Raw genomic sequence first — 15,090 nt, 5'->3', positions numbered from 1 at the left:
TCCATCGGAGGCACAACCCCCCGTGGGCACCACGCGTTGTCTCTGCGCCGGGCAATCCCCGCCCGGATGTCTTTTGCGTCAATTCCAAGGAGCACCACTCCATGTCGCGTATCGCGAAGGGCCTGGCCCTCACCTCCGTTGCTGCCGCGGCCGTGGCGGGCACCGCCGGTGTCGCCGCCGCCGACAGCGGGGCGATGGGCGCTGCCGCTCACTCCCCGGGTGTGCTGTCCGGCAACGTCGTCCAGGTTCCGGTCCACGTCCCGGTCAACGTCTGCGGCAACACCGTCAACGTCGTCGGGCTGCTGAACCCCGCGTTCGGCAACCAGTGCTTCAACGACTGACGTTCGCACTGTTCCCTCGACCGGCCGTCCTCCCGTGGGGAGGACGGCCGGTTCGCGTTGCGCCGGATGGAGGCCGCTCGGTTGCGGGTGGACGGCGCCGATTCGACGGTGACACCAGCATCCGTCGCCAGATCGGGAGGAACGCCCATGCCAGCCCTGCCCGCGCGGTGCCTCGCCGCCTGCGCGCTCAGCGCCGCGCTCCTGCTCGGTGTGTCCGCCCCCGCCGCGACGGCGGACGACGCAGGGTCCGCGGGTGACCGGGCACGGTCGGCGGCGCCCGTCCCCGACACGGACGCACTGCTGGCGCAGGTCAAGGGGTTCGGTGACCTCGGCGGCGTACTGGATCCCGTCACCGATCTGCTGAACGCCGTGCTCAAGGCGGAGCGGGGCCGGCTCTCCGCCGCACGCTCCGCCGAACTGGGCAAGGCCGCGCGGGACGCCATCGCCAGGGCGAGGGGCGCCGCTTCGGTCACGCCGTCGGTCGCCTTCTCCGCTGTGCCGTCGGCTGCTGCCTCGGCCATGCCGCCGGTTGTCGTTCCGGTCGCGCCGGCTGCTCTGCCGCCGGTCGCCGCCTCGGTCGCGCCGCCGGTGGCCGTCCCCGTCGCTCCGGCGGTCGCCGTCCCCGCCCGGCGTACCCCGCCGGTCGCCGCACCGGTCGCCCCGTCTGTGGCCGCCGCACCCGCCGGTCTCGTGGACGCCGCGCTCGCTTCGCTGCGGGAGGGGGTGGACGCGCTGCTCGCGGCGGCCGTCTCCGGGGATGCCGCCACGGTGGGGGCCGCCGTCCACGGGGTCCTGAGCGGTGTCGTCGAGGTGGTCGCGGCCACCCTGCTCGGCAGTGGCCTGCCGGCACCCACCGGCCGCGTCCCGGCGCGGCCGCCCGCCGGTCTGGTTCCCGTGGCGCCGCCGGCCGGTCCGGTCCCCGTGAAGCCGCCGGTCGCACTGTCCGTCGAGTGAGACCGGGGTGCGGCGCGTGCGGCGGCCCCGTCCCCCCCCGCCCCGCGCCGGCGGCCGTCGCACCGGCCACCGTCCCCGGTCGGTGCGACGGCTGTTTCGTATGACGTGTCGCTCGGTGTCAGATATGACCTGTGTGGTTCGGGGTTTCCGCCGGCCCGGGAACTCGTTGGACACGGCGCAGTGCTTCCCGCACCCGAGGAGAGGAACAGGATGAAGTCCCTGAAGGCCGCCGCTGTCGTCGCCGGGTCCATCGCCATCGCGGGGGCCGCGACGCCGGCCTTTGCCTACGACGCCGCGGACGTCACTCCCAGCAGCCTCAACGGTGCCGTGGACACGGTCCTCAGCCATCCCCTCGAGGTCGAGCCGCCGCTCCAGCAGCAGTCGAACGCGCTGGACACGGAGAACAAGGACTCCGTGCTCAACACCGTCAACGGCCTGACCAAGACCCTCAACTCGCCCACGGGCCCCACCCAGCTCCTCGGCGGTCTCCCCCTCCAGGGCTGACGGTTCCCGTACGGTCGCGAAGGGCCGGTTCCGCGCAGCCGCGGAGCCGGCCCTTCGCGCGGGCGTCGCGCTGTTCGAGCCGTATCCCTCGTTCGTGTGGTCGGCTCCCGCCCATCGCCCGGGCGGGTGAAAAGACGACGAGGGTGTTTCGCGGGCGCGGATAGTGTTCCGCGGTGACCTCAACTTCCGCTGAAACCCGCCCTTTCCGCCCCGCCGAGATCGGCACGCTCGTCGTCATGGCGTGGAGCGGCGAAGCCCCCGACGGAGACATGCCGTACCTGCTCGCCTACACCCTCGGTGACGGTGCGAACGGCCCGGAGGGCTCCTCGGCCGCCGTCGCCGACCTGCTGGCGAGCCTCGGCCTGCCCCTCGGCGACCAGGTCGTCGACGGCGCCGCCCACCCCAGCCTCCCGGTCACCCTGCTCGTCGAGGCGGGCCAGGCCGTCGTGACCATGCCGCAGCTCAACGCCCAGTGCCCGGCCCCGCCGGAGTGGCTCGCCGCCGTCGGTGAACGCGGCTACGCCTACCTGGTGTTCGCGACCCGCCCGTGGCCGCAGGCCGAACCCGGCAAGCCCGTCGAGCCGGAGGCCCTCGCCGCCTTCGCCGGTGACAGCGAGACCCTCGGCAGCGCGGCACACGTCCTCCTGCCGGCCCGCACCCTGCGCCGCTGATGGCCGACCGGGCGCGGCGGCCGTCGCGCACGGCGGGCGGCGGCCGTGCCTTCGCGATCCTGCTGCTGCTCACCGGCGCGGCCGGCCTGCTCGCGTCCTGGGTGATCACTCTCGACAAGTTCAAGCTGCTGGAGGACCCGGGCTTCACCCCCGGATGCAGCCTCAACCCGGTCGTGTCCTGCGGCAGCATCATGAAGAGCGAGCAGGCGTCCGCCTTCGGCTTCCCCAACCCGATGCTCGGCCTGGTGGCCTACGGCATCGTCGTCTGCGTCGGCGTGAGTCTGCTCGCCGGAGCGGGGTTCCCGGGGTGGTACTGGCTCACGTTCGAGGCGGGCACCCTCTTCGGGGTCGGCTTCGTGACGTGGCTTCAGTTCCAGTCGCTGTACCGGATCAACGCGCTCTGCCTGTGGTGCTGTCTGGCGTGGATCGCCACCATCGTCCTCTTCTGGTACCTGACCTCGCACATCGTGCGCCATGGCTTCCTGCCCGCCCCGGCCCGGCTGCGCGCGTTCCTCGGCGAGTTCACCTGGGTGATCGTCGTGGCCCACCTCGGAGCGGTCGGCATGCTCATCCTGACCCGCTGGTGGGATTTCTGGACGAGCTGATCGAGTGATCCCCATACCCGTATTTCTTGCTGATCGGTATGTCTCTAGGACTAATGCGGCACTCGGGCGAATCTTCCGCTGGGGGAGATCCCCGGATCGTTGAGCCGGTACGGCGGCGAGCCCTCTCCACGCGGTGGGTGAACCGTCGATCCCAGCACATCCGTCCGTCGCATCCGTCCATGCCTGAAAGGGACCGTACCGAGAATGAAGCCGACCACCCGAGGAACCCTTGCCGCCGTCGTCACCGGTGTGGCGGCAGCCATGGGTGCCTCCGCCGCCCCCGCAGCCGCGGCCGAGACGGTCCCCGTCCCCGTACCGCTCGAAGGTGTCGAGCACTCCCTGAACGTGAAGATGCCGCGGCTGGGCGGCGAACTGCCGCTGCTCACGCCGGGTGCCCCGGAGGGCCCGCAGTACGTCGAGGGGCGGCTGCTGCCGGCCAGCGCCCTGCCACAGGTCCCGCTCGGCGCCGCCCTGCCCGGCGTCGTCGCCGACACCCCGCTGCCCCGGGTCGTCGGAGAGGGCTTCGAGCACGTGGGCGTCGACGCGCCCGCCGCCGACCTGCGGACCCTCACCCCCGGCCTGCACGCCGACACCCCCCTGACCTCGCCGAACCCCCAGATGTTCGGCCTCCCGCTGACCAAGGACGCCGAGGTGGGTCTGCTCGCCCCCGTGCTGCGGACGGAGCCGACCGCGAGCCTGGGCCTCGGCTGAGCCCGGCCGCGGACGGGGCGAGGCCCGGCGCCGCACGGCCCGGGCCCGGTCACCGGGAGGTCACCGCCACCGAACCGACCAGGAGAGAGTGTTGTTCGCCAGAAGAGTGACGGTGCCCCCGGACCCCGCCCGGACGAGAACCCGGCGCAACGCCCTGCGCGCCCTGGGCGTGTCGGCCCTCGCCCTGGCCGTCGCCCCCGTCGTCGCCGCGTGGCCCCGGCGCCCGGCACACCCCGACGGGACCTCCTTCGACGAGACGTACCGGGGCCGCCGTATCCGGGGCGAGAGGGTCGGCACCCGCGAGGTGGCCTACCTCGGCGCCACCGAGCGGACCCCGGGCGACTGGTACGTGACCGTCGACGGGCGTCCACTGCACCTCATGCGACGCGCCGACGGCACGTATCTGAGCATGATCGACCACTACCGTTCCTACCCGACGGCCCTCGCCGCGACCCGCGCCGCCGTCGACGAGCTGGGGGACACACAGCGACTGCGCACCACGGGCGCGGAGGGGGCGGCCGGTCATGGTGTACACGCGTAGGGACGTCAGCACCCTCACCCGAAGCGAGCGGCGGCGGTTCGTCGCCGCGCTGCTGGAGCTGAAGCAGCGCGGTGAGTACGACGAGTTCGTCCGGATGCACATCGACCACTACGTCGCCGACGGCGAGGGCGGCCTGCGCACCGCCCACATGGCGCCGTCCTTCCTGCCCTGGCACCGCAGGTTCCTGCTCGACCTGGAGACGGCGCTGCGCCGCGTCGACGACTCGGTGACCCTGCCGTACTGGGACTGGACCCGGAACCGTACGACGACGTCGGTGCCGTGGACGGAGGACCTCCTCGGCGGCAACGGGCGCCGGTCCGACCACCAGGTGATGACGGGGCCCTTCGCGTTCGTCCACGGCAGGTGGACGATCACCGAGGGACTCACCGACATCGAGTACCTCACCCGCGACTTCGGCTACCCCCGCAACCCGGTCGGCCTGCCCACCGCCCGCGATCTGGACGCCGTCCTGAGCGACCCCGTCTACGACAAGGCGCCCTGGAACTCGATGTCCAGCGGGGGCTTCCGCAACCGGCTCGAAGGGTGGGGCCGGGGGACCGGCAACACGTCGTGGCTCACCCACAACCGGGTGCACCGCTGGGTCGGCGGGCACATGGTGGGCGGCGCCTCCGTGAACGACCCCGTCTTCTGGCTCCACCACGCCTTCGTCGACCTCCTGTGGACACGCTGGCAGCGACGCCATCCGGACGCCCACTACCTGCCGGCCGCACCGCCGCCCCGCGGGAACGCCCAGCGCGGGCGGGTCGTCGCACGGCACGAGCGGATGCGGCCATGGCGGCTCACCCCGGCGCAACTGGAGGACGTGGGGCACATCTACCGCTACGCGTGAGCGGGCGAGGGCACCGGCACGAGCCATGGGCGCGAGCCATCAGCACGAGTGTGGGCAAGGCGAAGCCCCCGGCGGTCGGACACCGTCGGGGGCTTCGTGTCGCTGCTTCGGTGTCGCTCCGGTCAGTGGCCGTAGCCGGACGGGGCCTTGTGGCCCTTGTGGTCGTCCTTGTGCTTGTGGTGGTCGCCGCTGTCGTTGATGCAGACGTTGCCGAACGCCGGGTTCAGCACACCGATGACGTCGACGGTGTTCCCGCACAGGTTGACGGGCACGTGAACGGGGACCTGGATGAGGTTGCCGGACAGGACACCCGGCGAGCCGACGGCCTGGCCCTCGGCGCCCGCGTCCGCCGCGGCCAGACCGGCGCCGCTGATCACCACGGCCGAGGTGCCGAGGGCGACGACGGCTGCCTTCGCGATGCGAGACATCACGTTCTCCTTCTTGATCGGTGAGCACGGCCCCGTCGGATCGGGCCCGCACGCCCCTTCAACGCGTCCGCGTATCCGGGGTCACGGCGTGCCCCGGGGGATCACCCTTTTCGCACGGAAGAGGTGGGGGAGACCGCTTTCTGGCTGGGCCGAACGGGGCGGAAATTCGGTTCGCCCAAGGAAGAAGGACGGCTAGCCTCCGGCGGGCGAGCACGCCCGCGGTACCGGTGCGCGCGCGTGCCGACGACGACGGCGACAACGGCGCTGACGACGGCAACGACAACGGCAACGACAACGGCGGAGACGACGACGGGGGCGGGAGCGAGAGGCAGTGGACGGCGTGGATGGCGTGGAGCGGCAGACGGAGCGGAGCGGACGGGTGGGGGCGGACGAGGACGTGCTGCGGACCTTCGTGCGGGACGGGCGGCTCGTCCGGTTGCCCGCCAAGTGGCAGAAGAAGCTGGTCGTGCTGCGACATGTCGCCGAGCGGACGTTCGAGCCGGGGATCGACTACCCCGAGCGCGACGTCAACGACAGGCTGCGCGCCTGGTGCGAGGACGCGCCGGTCGACCATGTGACGCTGCGCCGGTACCTGGTGGATCTGGGGCACCTGCGGCGGCAGTTGGGTCACTACTGGGTGCCGGAGGGCGGGAACGAGGGCGCGGCGTAGGGAGCGGGGCCGCTCAGCCCAGGCGGCGAACGGGGGCACCGGCCAGGTAGGCCTGGATGTCCTCGACGGCCTGGCCGTAGTAGGTCGCGTAGTTGGCGCGGGAGACGTATCCCAGGTGCGGGGTGGCGAGGAGGCGGGGGGCCGTGCGCATCGGGTGGTCCGCGGGGAGCGGCTCGACGTCGAACACGTCGACGCCGGCTCCGGCGATACGGCCCTCGTGCAGGGCGGCGAGGAGCGCGTCCTGGTCGACGATGGCGGCGCGGGAGGTGTTGATGAGGTAGGCGGTCGGCCTGAGCAGGGCGAGTTCGGGGGCACCCAGCAGGCCCCGGGTGCGCTCGCTCAGGGCGAGGTGGACGGAGACGAAGTCGCTGTTCGCGAGCAACTCCTCCTTGGAGGAAGCCAGTTCCACGCCCACCTCGTCCACGCGTTCCTTGGTGAGGTTCTGGCTCCACGCTGACACCCGCATGCCGAAGGCGAGGCCGATGCCGGCCACTCGGCTGCCGATCTTGCCGAGGCCGAGCAGACCGAGCCGGGCGCCGTGCAGGTCCACGCCGACGGTGCTCTGCCAAGGGCCGCCCGCCCGGAGCGCGTTGTGCTCGGTGACCAGGCCGCGGGCGAGACCCAGCAGCAGGGCCCAGGTCAGCTCGACGGGCGGGGTGGAGGAACTGGCCGTACCGCAGACGGTCACGCCGTGCGCCTCGGCGGCCGCGTAGTCGATGACCGAGTTGCGCATGCCGGAGGCGATCAGCAGCTTCAGCCGGGGGAGGCGGGCGAGGAGCGAGGCGGGGAACGGGACGCGCTCGCGCAGGGTGACGACGATGTCGTAGTCGGCCAGGGCCTTCGCGAGGGCGTCCTCGTCGGCGAAGTGCTCCGCGAAGCTCACGACGTCGACGTCCTCGGTGACGGGGGACCAGTCGGCGATCTCGGTCGCGACGGTCTGGAAGTCGTCGAGCACGGCACAGCGCAGTCGCGGTCGCATGTCGGCGCCTCCGGGAGATCGATGGTCTGACCCGCCCCGACTCTACCGAGCGACGATCTCCGAGATCAGGGCCCGGACCCGCAACGTGATCACGCCGCGCACGGGGCACCGCCGGCGGGAGCCGCCGTCGGCCCGCGACGCTCCGCCGGACGTGACGACTCGGTGCACGGCGGCTGGGCGGTCGGCGCACTGGTACTGATGGCCGAGGACGGACGCGGGCCACTGCCGGTGGACGGGACCGCAGGGGCGGCCGGTGTCCGGAACGGCACCACGCCGACGGCGTCGGCGCGTGAAGCCGGCACGGCCGATTTCCGGACGAAAAAAGCCCTCCCGGAGGGAGGGCGGAGACTGTGCGCCCCCGGCAGGACTCGAACCTGCGGCCAAGCGCTTAGAAGGCGCCTGCTCTATCCACTGAGCTACGGGGGCCGGGTGTGGTGGCCTCTGTCGTGGTGCCCGGGTGTGGGCTGATCCGTGACGTTGCCGGGGACAAGGATAGAGCTCCCGAGTCCTTGCCCCTGTTGCTTCGCCTCCGTGGCTCAATGTGGAGGTTCGGTGAAGCGGTCCTGATAATCGCAGGCAGGTACGAATAGTGCACCTCTTTTGGCGCCTCGCGCCTCGGGTGTTGTGCACTCGTTATGCCTGCGCCCCTCTCATCCCCTCCATCCCGTGTGTCCTGTCGGCGCGCAGACGTACTTATATGCTTCAGAAAGTCCACAAAATTGGGCATTCTTCGCATGTGGTGACCTTGGACGTACGGCCTCAGCTGCTCGACGCGCTCTCCACCTTGCGCGACCGTGTCGCCGCCGCGCGCTTTCCGCTGCCCCTGGCAGGGGCCCCGCGCGCGCGTGCCAACCGCGACGAACTGCTCGCGCAACTCGACGACTACTTGGTGCCCCGCCTGCGGCAACCCGAAGCACCCTTGCTCGCCGTTGTCGGGGGCTCGACCGGAGCCGGTAAGTCCACCCTCGTCAACTCCCTGGTCGGGCGGAAGGTCAGCCAGGCCGGCGTGCTGCGGCCGACCACCCGGACGCCCGTCCTGGTGTGTCATCCGGAGGATCACCACTGGTTCAGCGGCATGCGCGTACTGCCCAACCTGACGCGCGCGTGGCTGCCCCAGCAGGAACTGGGCCAGGACCTGGGCGACGAGCCGTTTCCCCCGGACCGGGACGGCGAGCGCGTCCTGCGCATCGAGACCGCAGAGAGCCTCCCGCGCGGCCTCGCCCTGCTCGACGCCCCGGACATCGACTCCCTGGTGGCCGAGAACCGCGTACTGGCCGCGGAGCTCATCTGCGCCGCGGACATCTGGGTGATGGTGACCACGGCGGCGCGGTACGCCGACGCCGTGCCGTGGCATCTGCTGCGCACCGCCAAGGAGCACCGGGCCACCCTCATCACGGTGCTCGACCGGGTTCCCCACCAGGTCGTGTCCGAGGTCTCCCGCCAGTACGCGGCCCTGCTGACCAAGGCGGGGCTCGGCGACGTGCCCCGGTTCACCGTCCCGGAACTGCCCGAGTCCGCCTGGGGCGGCGGGCTGCTGCCGGCCACCGCCGTCGCACCGCTGCTGACCTGGCTCACCCAGCAGGCGACCGACCCGGCCGCACGGCAGCAGGCCATGGCCCGCACCGCGCACGGCGTACTCGACTCGCTGCGGACCCGGATGCCCGAGCTGGCCAGCGCCGCCGCCCAGCAGTACTCCGCCGCGCTCCGACTCACCTCGGCCGTCGACATGGCCTACGACGGCGAGCACGCGCGCGTGAAGGGGCGTCTTCAGGCCGGGTCCGTGCTCGCGGGCGACGCGCTGAAGCGCTGGCGCAGCTATCCGCTCGACTGCACCGCCGGTGAACTGCTCGACGCGCTCGTGGAGAGCCTCGCCACGCTGCTGATGTGCGCCGTCACCGCCGCCGACGAACGCATCCGCGACGCGTGGCGGCGCGAACCGGCCGCTGTGGCCGACGGGCTGATGGACCGACTGTCGACCTCGGGGAACACCGAGCACCGCATCGGGATGGCCGTACGGCGCTGGCGGCGCGTCCTGGAGGAGTACGCCGAGGAGGAGGTGCGCGGTCTCGACCGGGGCGTCGCGCCCGACCCCGAGGCCGTCGCCGCCCTCGTCGCCACGGCCCTGTTGGGCGGCCGCCGGGCCAGGGCGGCCGGTGAAGGGCTCGCCGAGCGGATCGGGGCGCACGGCGCGCTACGGCTCCGTGACCGCGGCGGGCGGCTGCTCACCGAGTACCTCGAACGGGCGCTGGACGCCGAGCGTGAGCGCCGTCTCGCTCCGCTCGACGCCCTCGACGTCCATCCCGAGCCGCAGGCCGAACTCATCGCCGCGCTGTCCGTACTGCAGAAGGAGAGGTGACCGCTGTGACCGCCGTCACTGACCACGCGGACCACACCGGGGACGGCGTCCCCGAAGAGGCCGACGATCGGAGGAGTGGCCTCCCTGGGTGCGAGGGGCGCTTCGGTGGCTCTGAGGTCGACGGTTCGGGTAGGCCGGGAGAGCCGGGGGGGTCGGCTGAGGCAGGGGCTGTTGAGCCTGGAGAGGCGGCGGCGTCCGATGCGGCTCGTGCGCCCGGTGGTGGTGAAGGGACGAGCGAGGCTCAGGCTGTAGGCGTGGCTGACGGCACTGCTGAGGGGCGTGATGCAGAAGGCGACGCGGAGACCCCAGAGGCTTCGGAGGGCTCGGAGGGCTCGGAGGGCTCGGAGGGCTCGGAGGGCTCGGAAGGCTGGAAGGGTTGGGAGGGCTGGGAGAGCCCAGAGGACCCGGAGGGGCCAGACAGCGGCGAGGGGCGCGCGGAACAGGAAGGCCAGGCTCCGGAGAAGCCCGCCAAGCGGGAGCGGCGCGGGATCTGGTGGAGCCGGGCCGCTCGGGAGGACCGGGGGAGCAGGGACGGCACGCGAGGCGGGGAGGACGACCAGGCCCCGGAGGACCCGGGTAGCCGGGACGGACGCGAGAACGGCGCCCACGCGCGCGTGAAGGGTGACGACGCGCCCGACAAGGCCGACTCCCGTCGCGCCGCGTCCGCCGAGTCAGCGGCCCGCTCCGATCGCGCCGCTCGTGCGGATGAAGCCGACCGTGCTGGCCGTCCGGACCGCGCCGGTCGCGCGGATGGTGCCGGTCGCGCGGATCGCGCGGACCGTGGCGACTCCGGCCGTGCGGACCGGCTCGGTCGCGGCGGTGTCGGCCGTACGGAAACCGCGCGCGGCGGGGGCTCCGGCGGTCGTGGGGAGACCGAGGGCCGTGGGGAGGCCGAGGGCCGTGGAGAGGTCGAGGAGTCCTGGGACGACGGCCTCATCGCGCGGCGGGTGTCCGAGACGAGCGGCTCCGAGGAGGCCGCACCGGCGTCGATGATGGAGACGAGGCCCTCCGGTTCGCAGGCGGTCAGCCCGCTGGCGTACGACATCGCCCTGCGGTCCCGGCTGGACGCGTTGCGCGAGCTGGTCGGGCTGTCACGGACTCGACTGGACAGCAGGACGCTCGCCGAGGCGGGGCGGGTGCTGGACGAGGCGGCGGCGAGGCGCAAGCTCTCGGGGCAGCACACGGTCGTCGCCATCGCGGGTGCCACCGGCAGCGGCAAGTCGACGCTCTTCAACGCGCTCGCCGGGGTGGCGATCTCGGAGACGGGTGTGCGCAGGCCCACCACGGCGGCGCCCATCGCGTGCAGTTGGAGCGACGGGGCCGCCACCTTGATCGACAGGCTCGGCATTCCCGGACGGCTGCGGCGGCGGCCGGTGCAGAGCGCGGACGCGGAGGCGCAGCTCGCCGGTCTCGTCCTGGTGGACCTGCCCGACCACGACTCCGCGGCGGTGCAGCACCGACAGCAGGTGGACCGGATCCTGGGGCTCGTCGACGCGGTCATCTGGGTCGTCGATCCGGAGAAGTACGCCGACGCGATGCTCCACGAGCGGTATCTGCGGCCTCTCGCGGGCCATGCCGAGGTGATGTTCGTGGTGCTCAACCAGGTGGACCGGCTGCCCGGCGAAGCCGCGCACCAGGTGCTCGACGATCTGCGTCGGCTCCTCGACGAGGACGGGGTCGCGCTCGGGGAGCACGGCGAACCGGGCGCCGCCGTGCTCGCCCTGTCCGCGCTCACCGGCGACGGGGTGGCGGAACTCCGCGAGGCCCTCGGACAGTTCGTGGCCGAGCGGGGAGCTCCGGGCCGCCGCGTCCAAGCCGATCTGGACGCCGCCGCCGCGCGGCTGTGGCCGGTGTACGCGACCGGACGGCGCACCGGGCTCAGTGAGCGGGCGCGGAACGAGTTCGCCGCCAGGCTCGCCGACGCGGTGGGCGCCACCGCCGCGGGTGAGGCCGCCGAACGGGCCTGGCTGCGCAACGCCAACCGCGCGTGCGGAACGCCGTGGCTGCGGCTGTGGCGCTGGTACCAGGGCCGGAGCGACCTCCCGACCGGACGTCACTCCCTGCGGATGCCCGTGGACGAGGAGCCCACCGCGCGGCAGCGCGTCGAACAGGCCGTACGGGTCCTGTCCGACCGCGCGGTGGCGGGGTTGCCCGCGCCGTGGGCGCAGGCGGTGCGCGAGGCGGCGGCGCGCGGGGCGCAGGGGCTGCCCGAGGCGCTGGACGAGCTGGCGGCACGGGTCGGGGCGCCCACCGGGCGGCCCCCGCGGCCGGGCTGGTGGCCCGCCGCGGTGCTGGCCCAGGCGGCCATGACCGTGCTTCAGGTCCTGGGCGGGTTGTGGCTGCTGGGGCAGATCTTCGGTGTCATGTCCCCGAACCTGGGGGTTCCTGTGCTGCTGATGGTGATCGGCATCGTCGGGGGGCCTGTCGTGGAGTGGGCGTGCAGGCTGGCGGCACGAGGGCCGGCCCGGCGCTACGGCCTCGAAGCCGAGCGGCGGTTGTGGGAGGCGGCCGCCGGGTGCGGCCGGGCACGGGTGCTGGACCCGGTGGCCGCCGAGTTGCTGCGCTACCAGGAGGTGCGGGAGCAGTACGGACGGGTGCTGGGGGTTGCGCGGGTGGGGTGAGTCTCCTTCTGCCCCGGCGTCGTTCACCCGGTCGGGTCGTCTGCGCGGTCCACGCCGTGGGCCGTGCCCCTTCACCTTCACCCACTCGGGTGGCGGAGTTCTCCACAACTCGCGGGTCGTACACAGCGCTCAGCGGGCTCGTCCCCGCGGCGGCAGTCTGGATGCGCGGCGATCGCAGCGCGACGGCCCCCTCGCACGCAGCGGCGGGGCGGGAGCGGCGCGGTCACCGCGACAGACAGCGGTCGTACGGGACGGGCCCGTACGTGTGTCCGGCCGGCGTCGGTGCCGGTGCGAGGGAGGGTTCGCGAGATGAACGAGACGATGGTGTGCGTGGTGGGGAACGTGGCGACCCAGCCGGTGTGCCGCGAGTTGTCGACGGGCTCCTCGGCCCGGTTCCGGCTGGCGGTGACCGCGCGGTACTGGGACCGGGAGAAGAACGAGTGGACCGACGGCCACACCAACTTCTTCACGGTGTGGGCGCGGCGCACCCTCGCGGCGAACGTGGCGTCGTCCGTGTCGCTGGGCGACCCGGTCGTGGTCCAGGGGCGGTTGAAGGTGCGCACCGAGCAACGGGACGGGCAGAGCTGGGCCTCGGTGGACGTGGACGCCGTCGCGATCGGCCACGACCTGTCGCGCGGGACCTCCGCGTTCCGCCGGACACCCAGGGGGGAGACGGTGGCACCGGCCCCGTCCCAGCCGGAGCCGAACTGGGAGACACCGGCCCCCGGCGGACGCATCGACGCGGTTGCCGAACTGCGTCCGGAAGCGGTCGGAGTGACGTGACATCAGGGCAAGGTGGCTGTGCATCAGGGCGGGGTGGCGTGATGTCAGAGCGCGATGGCGTGCCTTCGGAGCAACCTGCCGTGTCCGTAGAGCACGATGCCCTGTCTTCAGGGGTGGGTGACGTGTCCTCGGGGTCCGTGAGTCCGGTTCCCGGCGCCGTACCCGGACGCCTGCCTGGGCGAACTGCGGCTTATCGACGCTTGCGTGCCGAACACTCCGGACGTAAATGCCGTCGATTTGTCGATAAGACCTGTCCGTGGCCTGTGCGGGCGATAACGATTCCGAGTCGGATCGGTTGTCCGACCATACGACTGGGAAGAGCGAAGCGCCGCATCCCTAGGATGCCGGGCATAGCTCACGGGGCTTCTGATTCTGCTGGTGGGACCACAACCCCCCACGTCAACGGGTCCTGCTCGAAGGGAAATTCTGTGGTTTCTTCGTTCTCGGCGCCGTTCACCGTGTCGTCCGGGTGGTCCGCTTGCAGACGAGGGGCGGCCCGTCACGCCGCCGTGTCGCTCGCGACCGGCCTCGTCGTCGCGGGTGCGATCGTCACCGCGGGCACGGCCGCCGCCGACGAGGAGAAGGTGCAGAGCCCCGGCGGGGCGACGGCCACCATAGGCGGCCTGAAGACCTACGGGACGGCCGTGCTCCGTACCGACGGCGAGGAACAACAACTGCCCGCCGGCCTGTTCGAGATGTTCGTCGACGGCGGCGGCACCCTGCAGACCTACTGCGTCGACGTCCAGAACCCCACGCAGAAGGACGCCACGTACCAGGAGACCCCCTGGAGCGGCACGTCCCTGGGACACAACAAGAACGCCGGCAAGATCAACTGGATCCTGCAGAACTCCTACCCGCAGGTGAACGACCTCGCGGCCCTCGCCGGCAAGGCGGGCGCCAAGGGGCTCACCGAGCAGGACGCGGCGGCCGGTACCCAGGTCGCGATCTGGCGCTACTCCGACGGGGCCGACGTGACGGCCCTCGACCCGGAGGCCGAGAAGCTCGCGGACTACCTGGAGAAGAGCGCCCGGAACCTGTCGGAGCCGGCGGCCTCGCTGACCCTCGACCCGCCGGCGGTCGCCGGCCGGGCGGGCGAACGCCTCGGGCCGGTCACGGTGCGCACCAACGCCGACGGCGTGACGGTGACCCCGCCGTCGGACGCCGCCGCGGCCGGGGTGCAGGTCGTCGACGCGGACGGCAAGGCCGTGACCTCGGCCCGTGACGGCAGCGAGCTGTACTTCGAGGTGCCCGAGGACGTCGAGGACGGCGCGGCCGAGCTGGCCGTCGAGGCCTCCACCACCGTGCCGGTGGGCCGTGCCTTCGCCTCCGAGACCCGCAGCCAGACCCAGATCCTCGCGGGCTCCAGCGCGTCCACGGTCTCCGCCACGGCCACCGCCACCTGGGCCACCGCGGGCGCGATACCCGCACTGTCCGCCGAGAAGAACTGCGCCGAGGGCGGCCTCGACCTCACCGTGGCCAACCCCGGTGACGAGCCCTTCACCTTCGAACTGATGGGGATCGACTACGGCATCGAGGCGGGCGAGACCCGCACGGTGACCGTCCCGCTCCAGGAGGACCAGGCCTACGACTTCACGATCAAGGGAGCGGACGGCCTCGCGAAGCAGTTCCGCGGTGTCCTCGACTGCCGGACGGAGACCGAGGCCGACGCGGCCGGCGAGTCCGTGCAGACGCTGAGCGAGCCCAGCCCGGCGACGGTCGGCGGCACCCCCGTCACCGACTCCGCCGGCGACCTCGCCGAGACCGGCAGCTCCGGCGCGACCCCGTTGATCGGAGGCGTCGCCATCGCTCTCGTCGTCATCGGCGGCGCCGTGATGATCGTCCTGCGCAAGCGGGAGCAGCAGGACCAGTAGCCGACGAGCAGAGTTCCTTGGCAACTCAACAGCGAGTGACCGCGCGGTGACGTCCGCGCACGACGCGGCCCCGGCGACGCCCCCAGCGCGCCGGGGCCGCGTCGCTCTTGCGGGGCCTCACCATCCGGTTTCCGTCGAGGGCTGGCAGTGCGGCAAGATGGGTGGTACTGCCCACTGCCAGATTTCAAGTTGCCGGACGGTTTCT

Annotated in this window: 14 protein-coding genes, 1 tRNA gene and 1 pseudogene; 13 read left to right on the top strand and 3 right to left on the bottom strand. The window is 72.5% G+C overall.

The window, feature by feature from the left end:
• The first annotated feature begins 101 nt into the window (after nucleotides 1-101).
• From chpG to GSY65_RS12720, 8 genes are all read left to right on the top strand, one after another.
• Complete coding sequence (gene chpG, locus GSY65_RS12755; RefSeq protein WP_159767439.1) at nucleotides 102-341, top strand: chaplin ChpG; 240 nt, start codon at nucleotides 102-104, stop codon at nucleotides 339-341.
• Nucleotides 342-488: 147 nt separating this feature from the next.
• Nucleotides 489-1,295 (top strand): hypothetical protein, encoded by an 807-nt coding sequence (locus GSY65_RS12750; RefSeq protein ID WP_159767438.1) that lies wholly within the window; start codon nucleotides 489-491, stop codon nucleotides 1,293-1,295.
• A 210-nt stretch (nucleotides 1,296-1,505) separates the two neighbouring features.
• Nucleotides 1,506-1,799 carry a hypothetical protein gene (locus tag GSY65_RS12745; protein WP_159767437.1) on the top strand — a complete coding sequence of 98 codons (294 nt, stop codon included), beginning with the start codon at nucleotides 1,506-1,508 and terminating at the stop codon, nucleotides 1,797-1,799.
• A 173-nt stretch (nucleotides 1,800-1,972) separates the two neighbouring features.
• On the top strand, nucleotides 1,973-2,470 hold the full coding sequence (locus GSY65_RS12740) for a DUF5949 family protein (protein ID WP_159767436.1): 498 nt from the start codon (nucleotides 1,973-1,975) through the stop codon (nucleotides 2,468-2,470).
• Nucleotides 2,470-3,075 (top strand): vitamin K epoxide reductase family protein, encoded by a 606-nt coding sequence (locus GSY65_RS12735; RefSeq protein ID WP_159767435.1) that lies wholly within the window; start codon nucleotides 2,470-2,472, stop codon nucleotides 3,073-3,075. Before GSY65_RS12740 ends, GSY65_RS12735 begins: the two co-directional genes overlap by 1 nt.
• A gap of 204 nt (nucleotides 3,076-3,279) precedes the next feature.
• The gene (locus GSY65_RS12730) at nucleotides 3,280-3,786 is read left to right on the top strand and encodes a hypothetical protein (RefSeq protein WP_159767434.1); all 507 of its coding nucleotides are present in this window, start codon (nucleotides 3,280-3,282) and stop codon (nucleotides 3,784-3,786) included.
• An 88-nt stretch (nucleotides 3,787-3,874) separates the two neighbouring features.
• Nucleotides 3,875-4,327, top strand: a complete 453-nt coding sequence (locus GSY65_RS12725; RefSeq protein WP_443043214.1) for a tyrosinase family oxidase copper chaperone — start codon at nucleotides 3,875-3,877, stop codon at nucleotides 4,325-4,327.
• Entirely contained in the window at nucleotides 4,311-5,177 is an 867-nt protein-coding gene (locus tag GSY65_RS12720) for a tyrosinase family protein (protein ID WP_159767433.1), read from the top strand. The genes GSY65_RS12725 and GSY65_RS12720 overlap by 17 nt, the downstream gene beginning before the upstream one ends.
• Before the next feature lie 122 nt (nucleotides 5,178-5,299).
• Here GSY65_RS12720 and GSY65_RS12715 read toward each other — a convergent pair whose 3' ends face one another.
• Complete coding sequence (locus GSY65_RS12715; protein ID WP_159767432.1) at nucleotides 5,300-5,605, bottom strand: chaplin; 306 nt, start codon at nucleotides 5,603-5,605, stop codon at nucleotides 5,300-5,302.
• A gap of 370 nt (nucleotides 5,606-5,975) precedes the next feature.
• Between GSY65_RS12715 and GSY65_RS12710 the strand changes: the two are divergent.
• Nucleotides 5,976-6,275 (top strand): annotated as a pseudogene (locus tag GSY65_RS12710) (DUF2087 domain-containing protein); the annotation flags it as partial.
• A gap of 13 nt (nucleotides 6,276-6,288) precedes the next feature.
• Here GSY65_RS12710 and GSY65_RS12705 read toward each other — a convergent pair.
• Both GSY65_RS12705 and GSY65_RS12700 read right to left on the bottom strand, forming a co-directional pair.
• A complete protein-coding gene (locus tag GSY65_RS12705) occupies nucleotides 6,289-7,254 on the bottom strand; it encodes a D-2-hydroxyacid dehydrogenase family protein (protein ID WP_159767430.1) in 966 nt (321 codons plus the stop codon).
• Between the two features lie 353 nt (nucleotides 7,255-7,607).
• Nucleotides 7,608-7,680, bottom strand: a tRNA-Arg gene (locus GSY65_RS12700).
• A gap of 271 nt (nucleotides 7,681-7,951) precedes the next feature.
• On the opposite strand from GSY65_RS12700, the gene GSY65_RS12695 reads away from it, so the two are divergent.
• The 4 genes from GSY65_RS12695 (at nucleotide 7,952) to GSY65_RS12680 (ending at nucleotide 14,885) form a co-directional block, all read left to right on the top strand.
• Nucleotides 7,952-9,610 carry a dynamin family protein gene (locus GSY65_RS12695; protein ID WP_159767429.1) on the top strand — a complete coding sequence of 553 codons (1,659 nt, stop codon included), beginning with the start codon at nucleotides 7,952-7,954 and terminating at the stop codon, nucleotides 9,608-9,610.
• Between the two features lie 947 nt (nucleotides 9,611-10,557).
• Nucleotides 10,558-12,231: a YfjP family GTPase gene (locus GSY65_RS12690; RefSeq protein WP_236579763.1), complete on the top strand. Its 1,674-nt coding sequence runs from the start codon at nucleotides 10,558-10,560 to the stop codon at nucleotides 12,229-12,231.
• 309 nt (nucleotides 12,232-12,540) lie between these two features.
• Entirely contained in the window at nucleotides 12,541-13,014 is a 474-nt protein-coding gene (locus GSY65_RS12685) for a single-stranded DNA-binding protein (protein ID WP_159767427.1), read from the top strand.
• A 428-nt stretch (nucleotides 13,015-13,442) separates the two neighbouring features.
• A complete protein-coding gene (locus tag GSY65_RS12680) occupies nucleotides 13,443-14,885 on the top strand; it encodes a Cys-Gln thioester bond-forming surface protein (RefSeq protein ID WP_236579762.1) in 1,443 nt (480 codons plus the stop codon).
• The last annotated feature ends 205 nt before the right edge of the window (nucleotides 14,886-15,090 follow it).

It is taken from the genome of Streptomyces sp. HM190 (genome assembly GCF_009857135.1).
GTDB classification, from domain to species: Bacteria; Actinomycetota; Actinomycetes; order Streptomycetales; family Streptomycetaceae; genus Streptomyces; species Streptomyces heilongjiangensis.
This window is presented reverse-complemented; position numbering and strand designations above follow the sequence as displayed.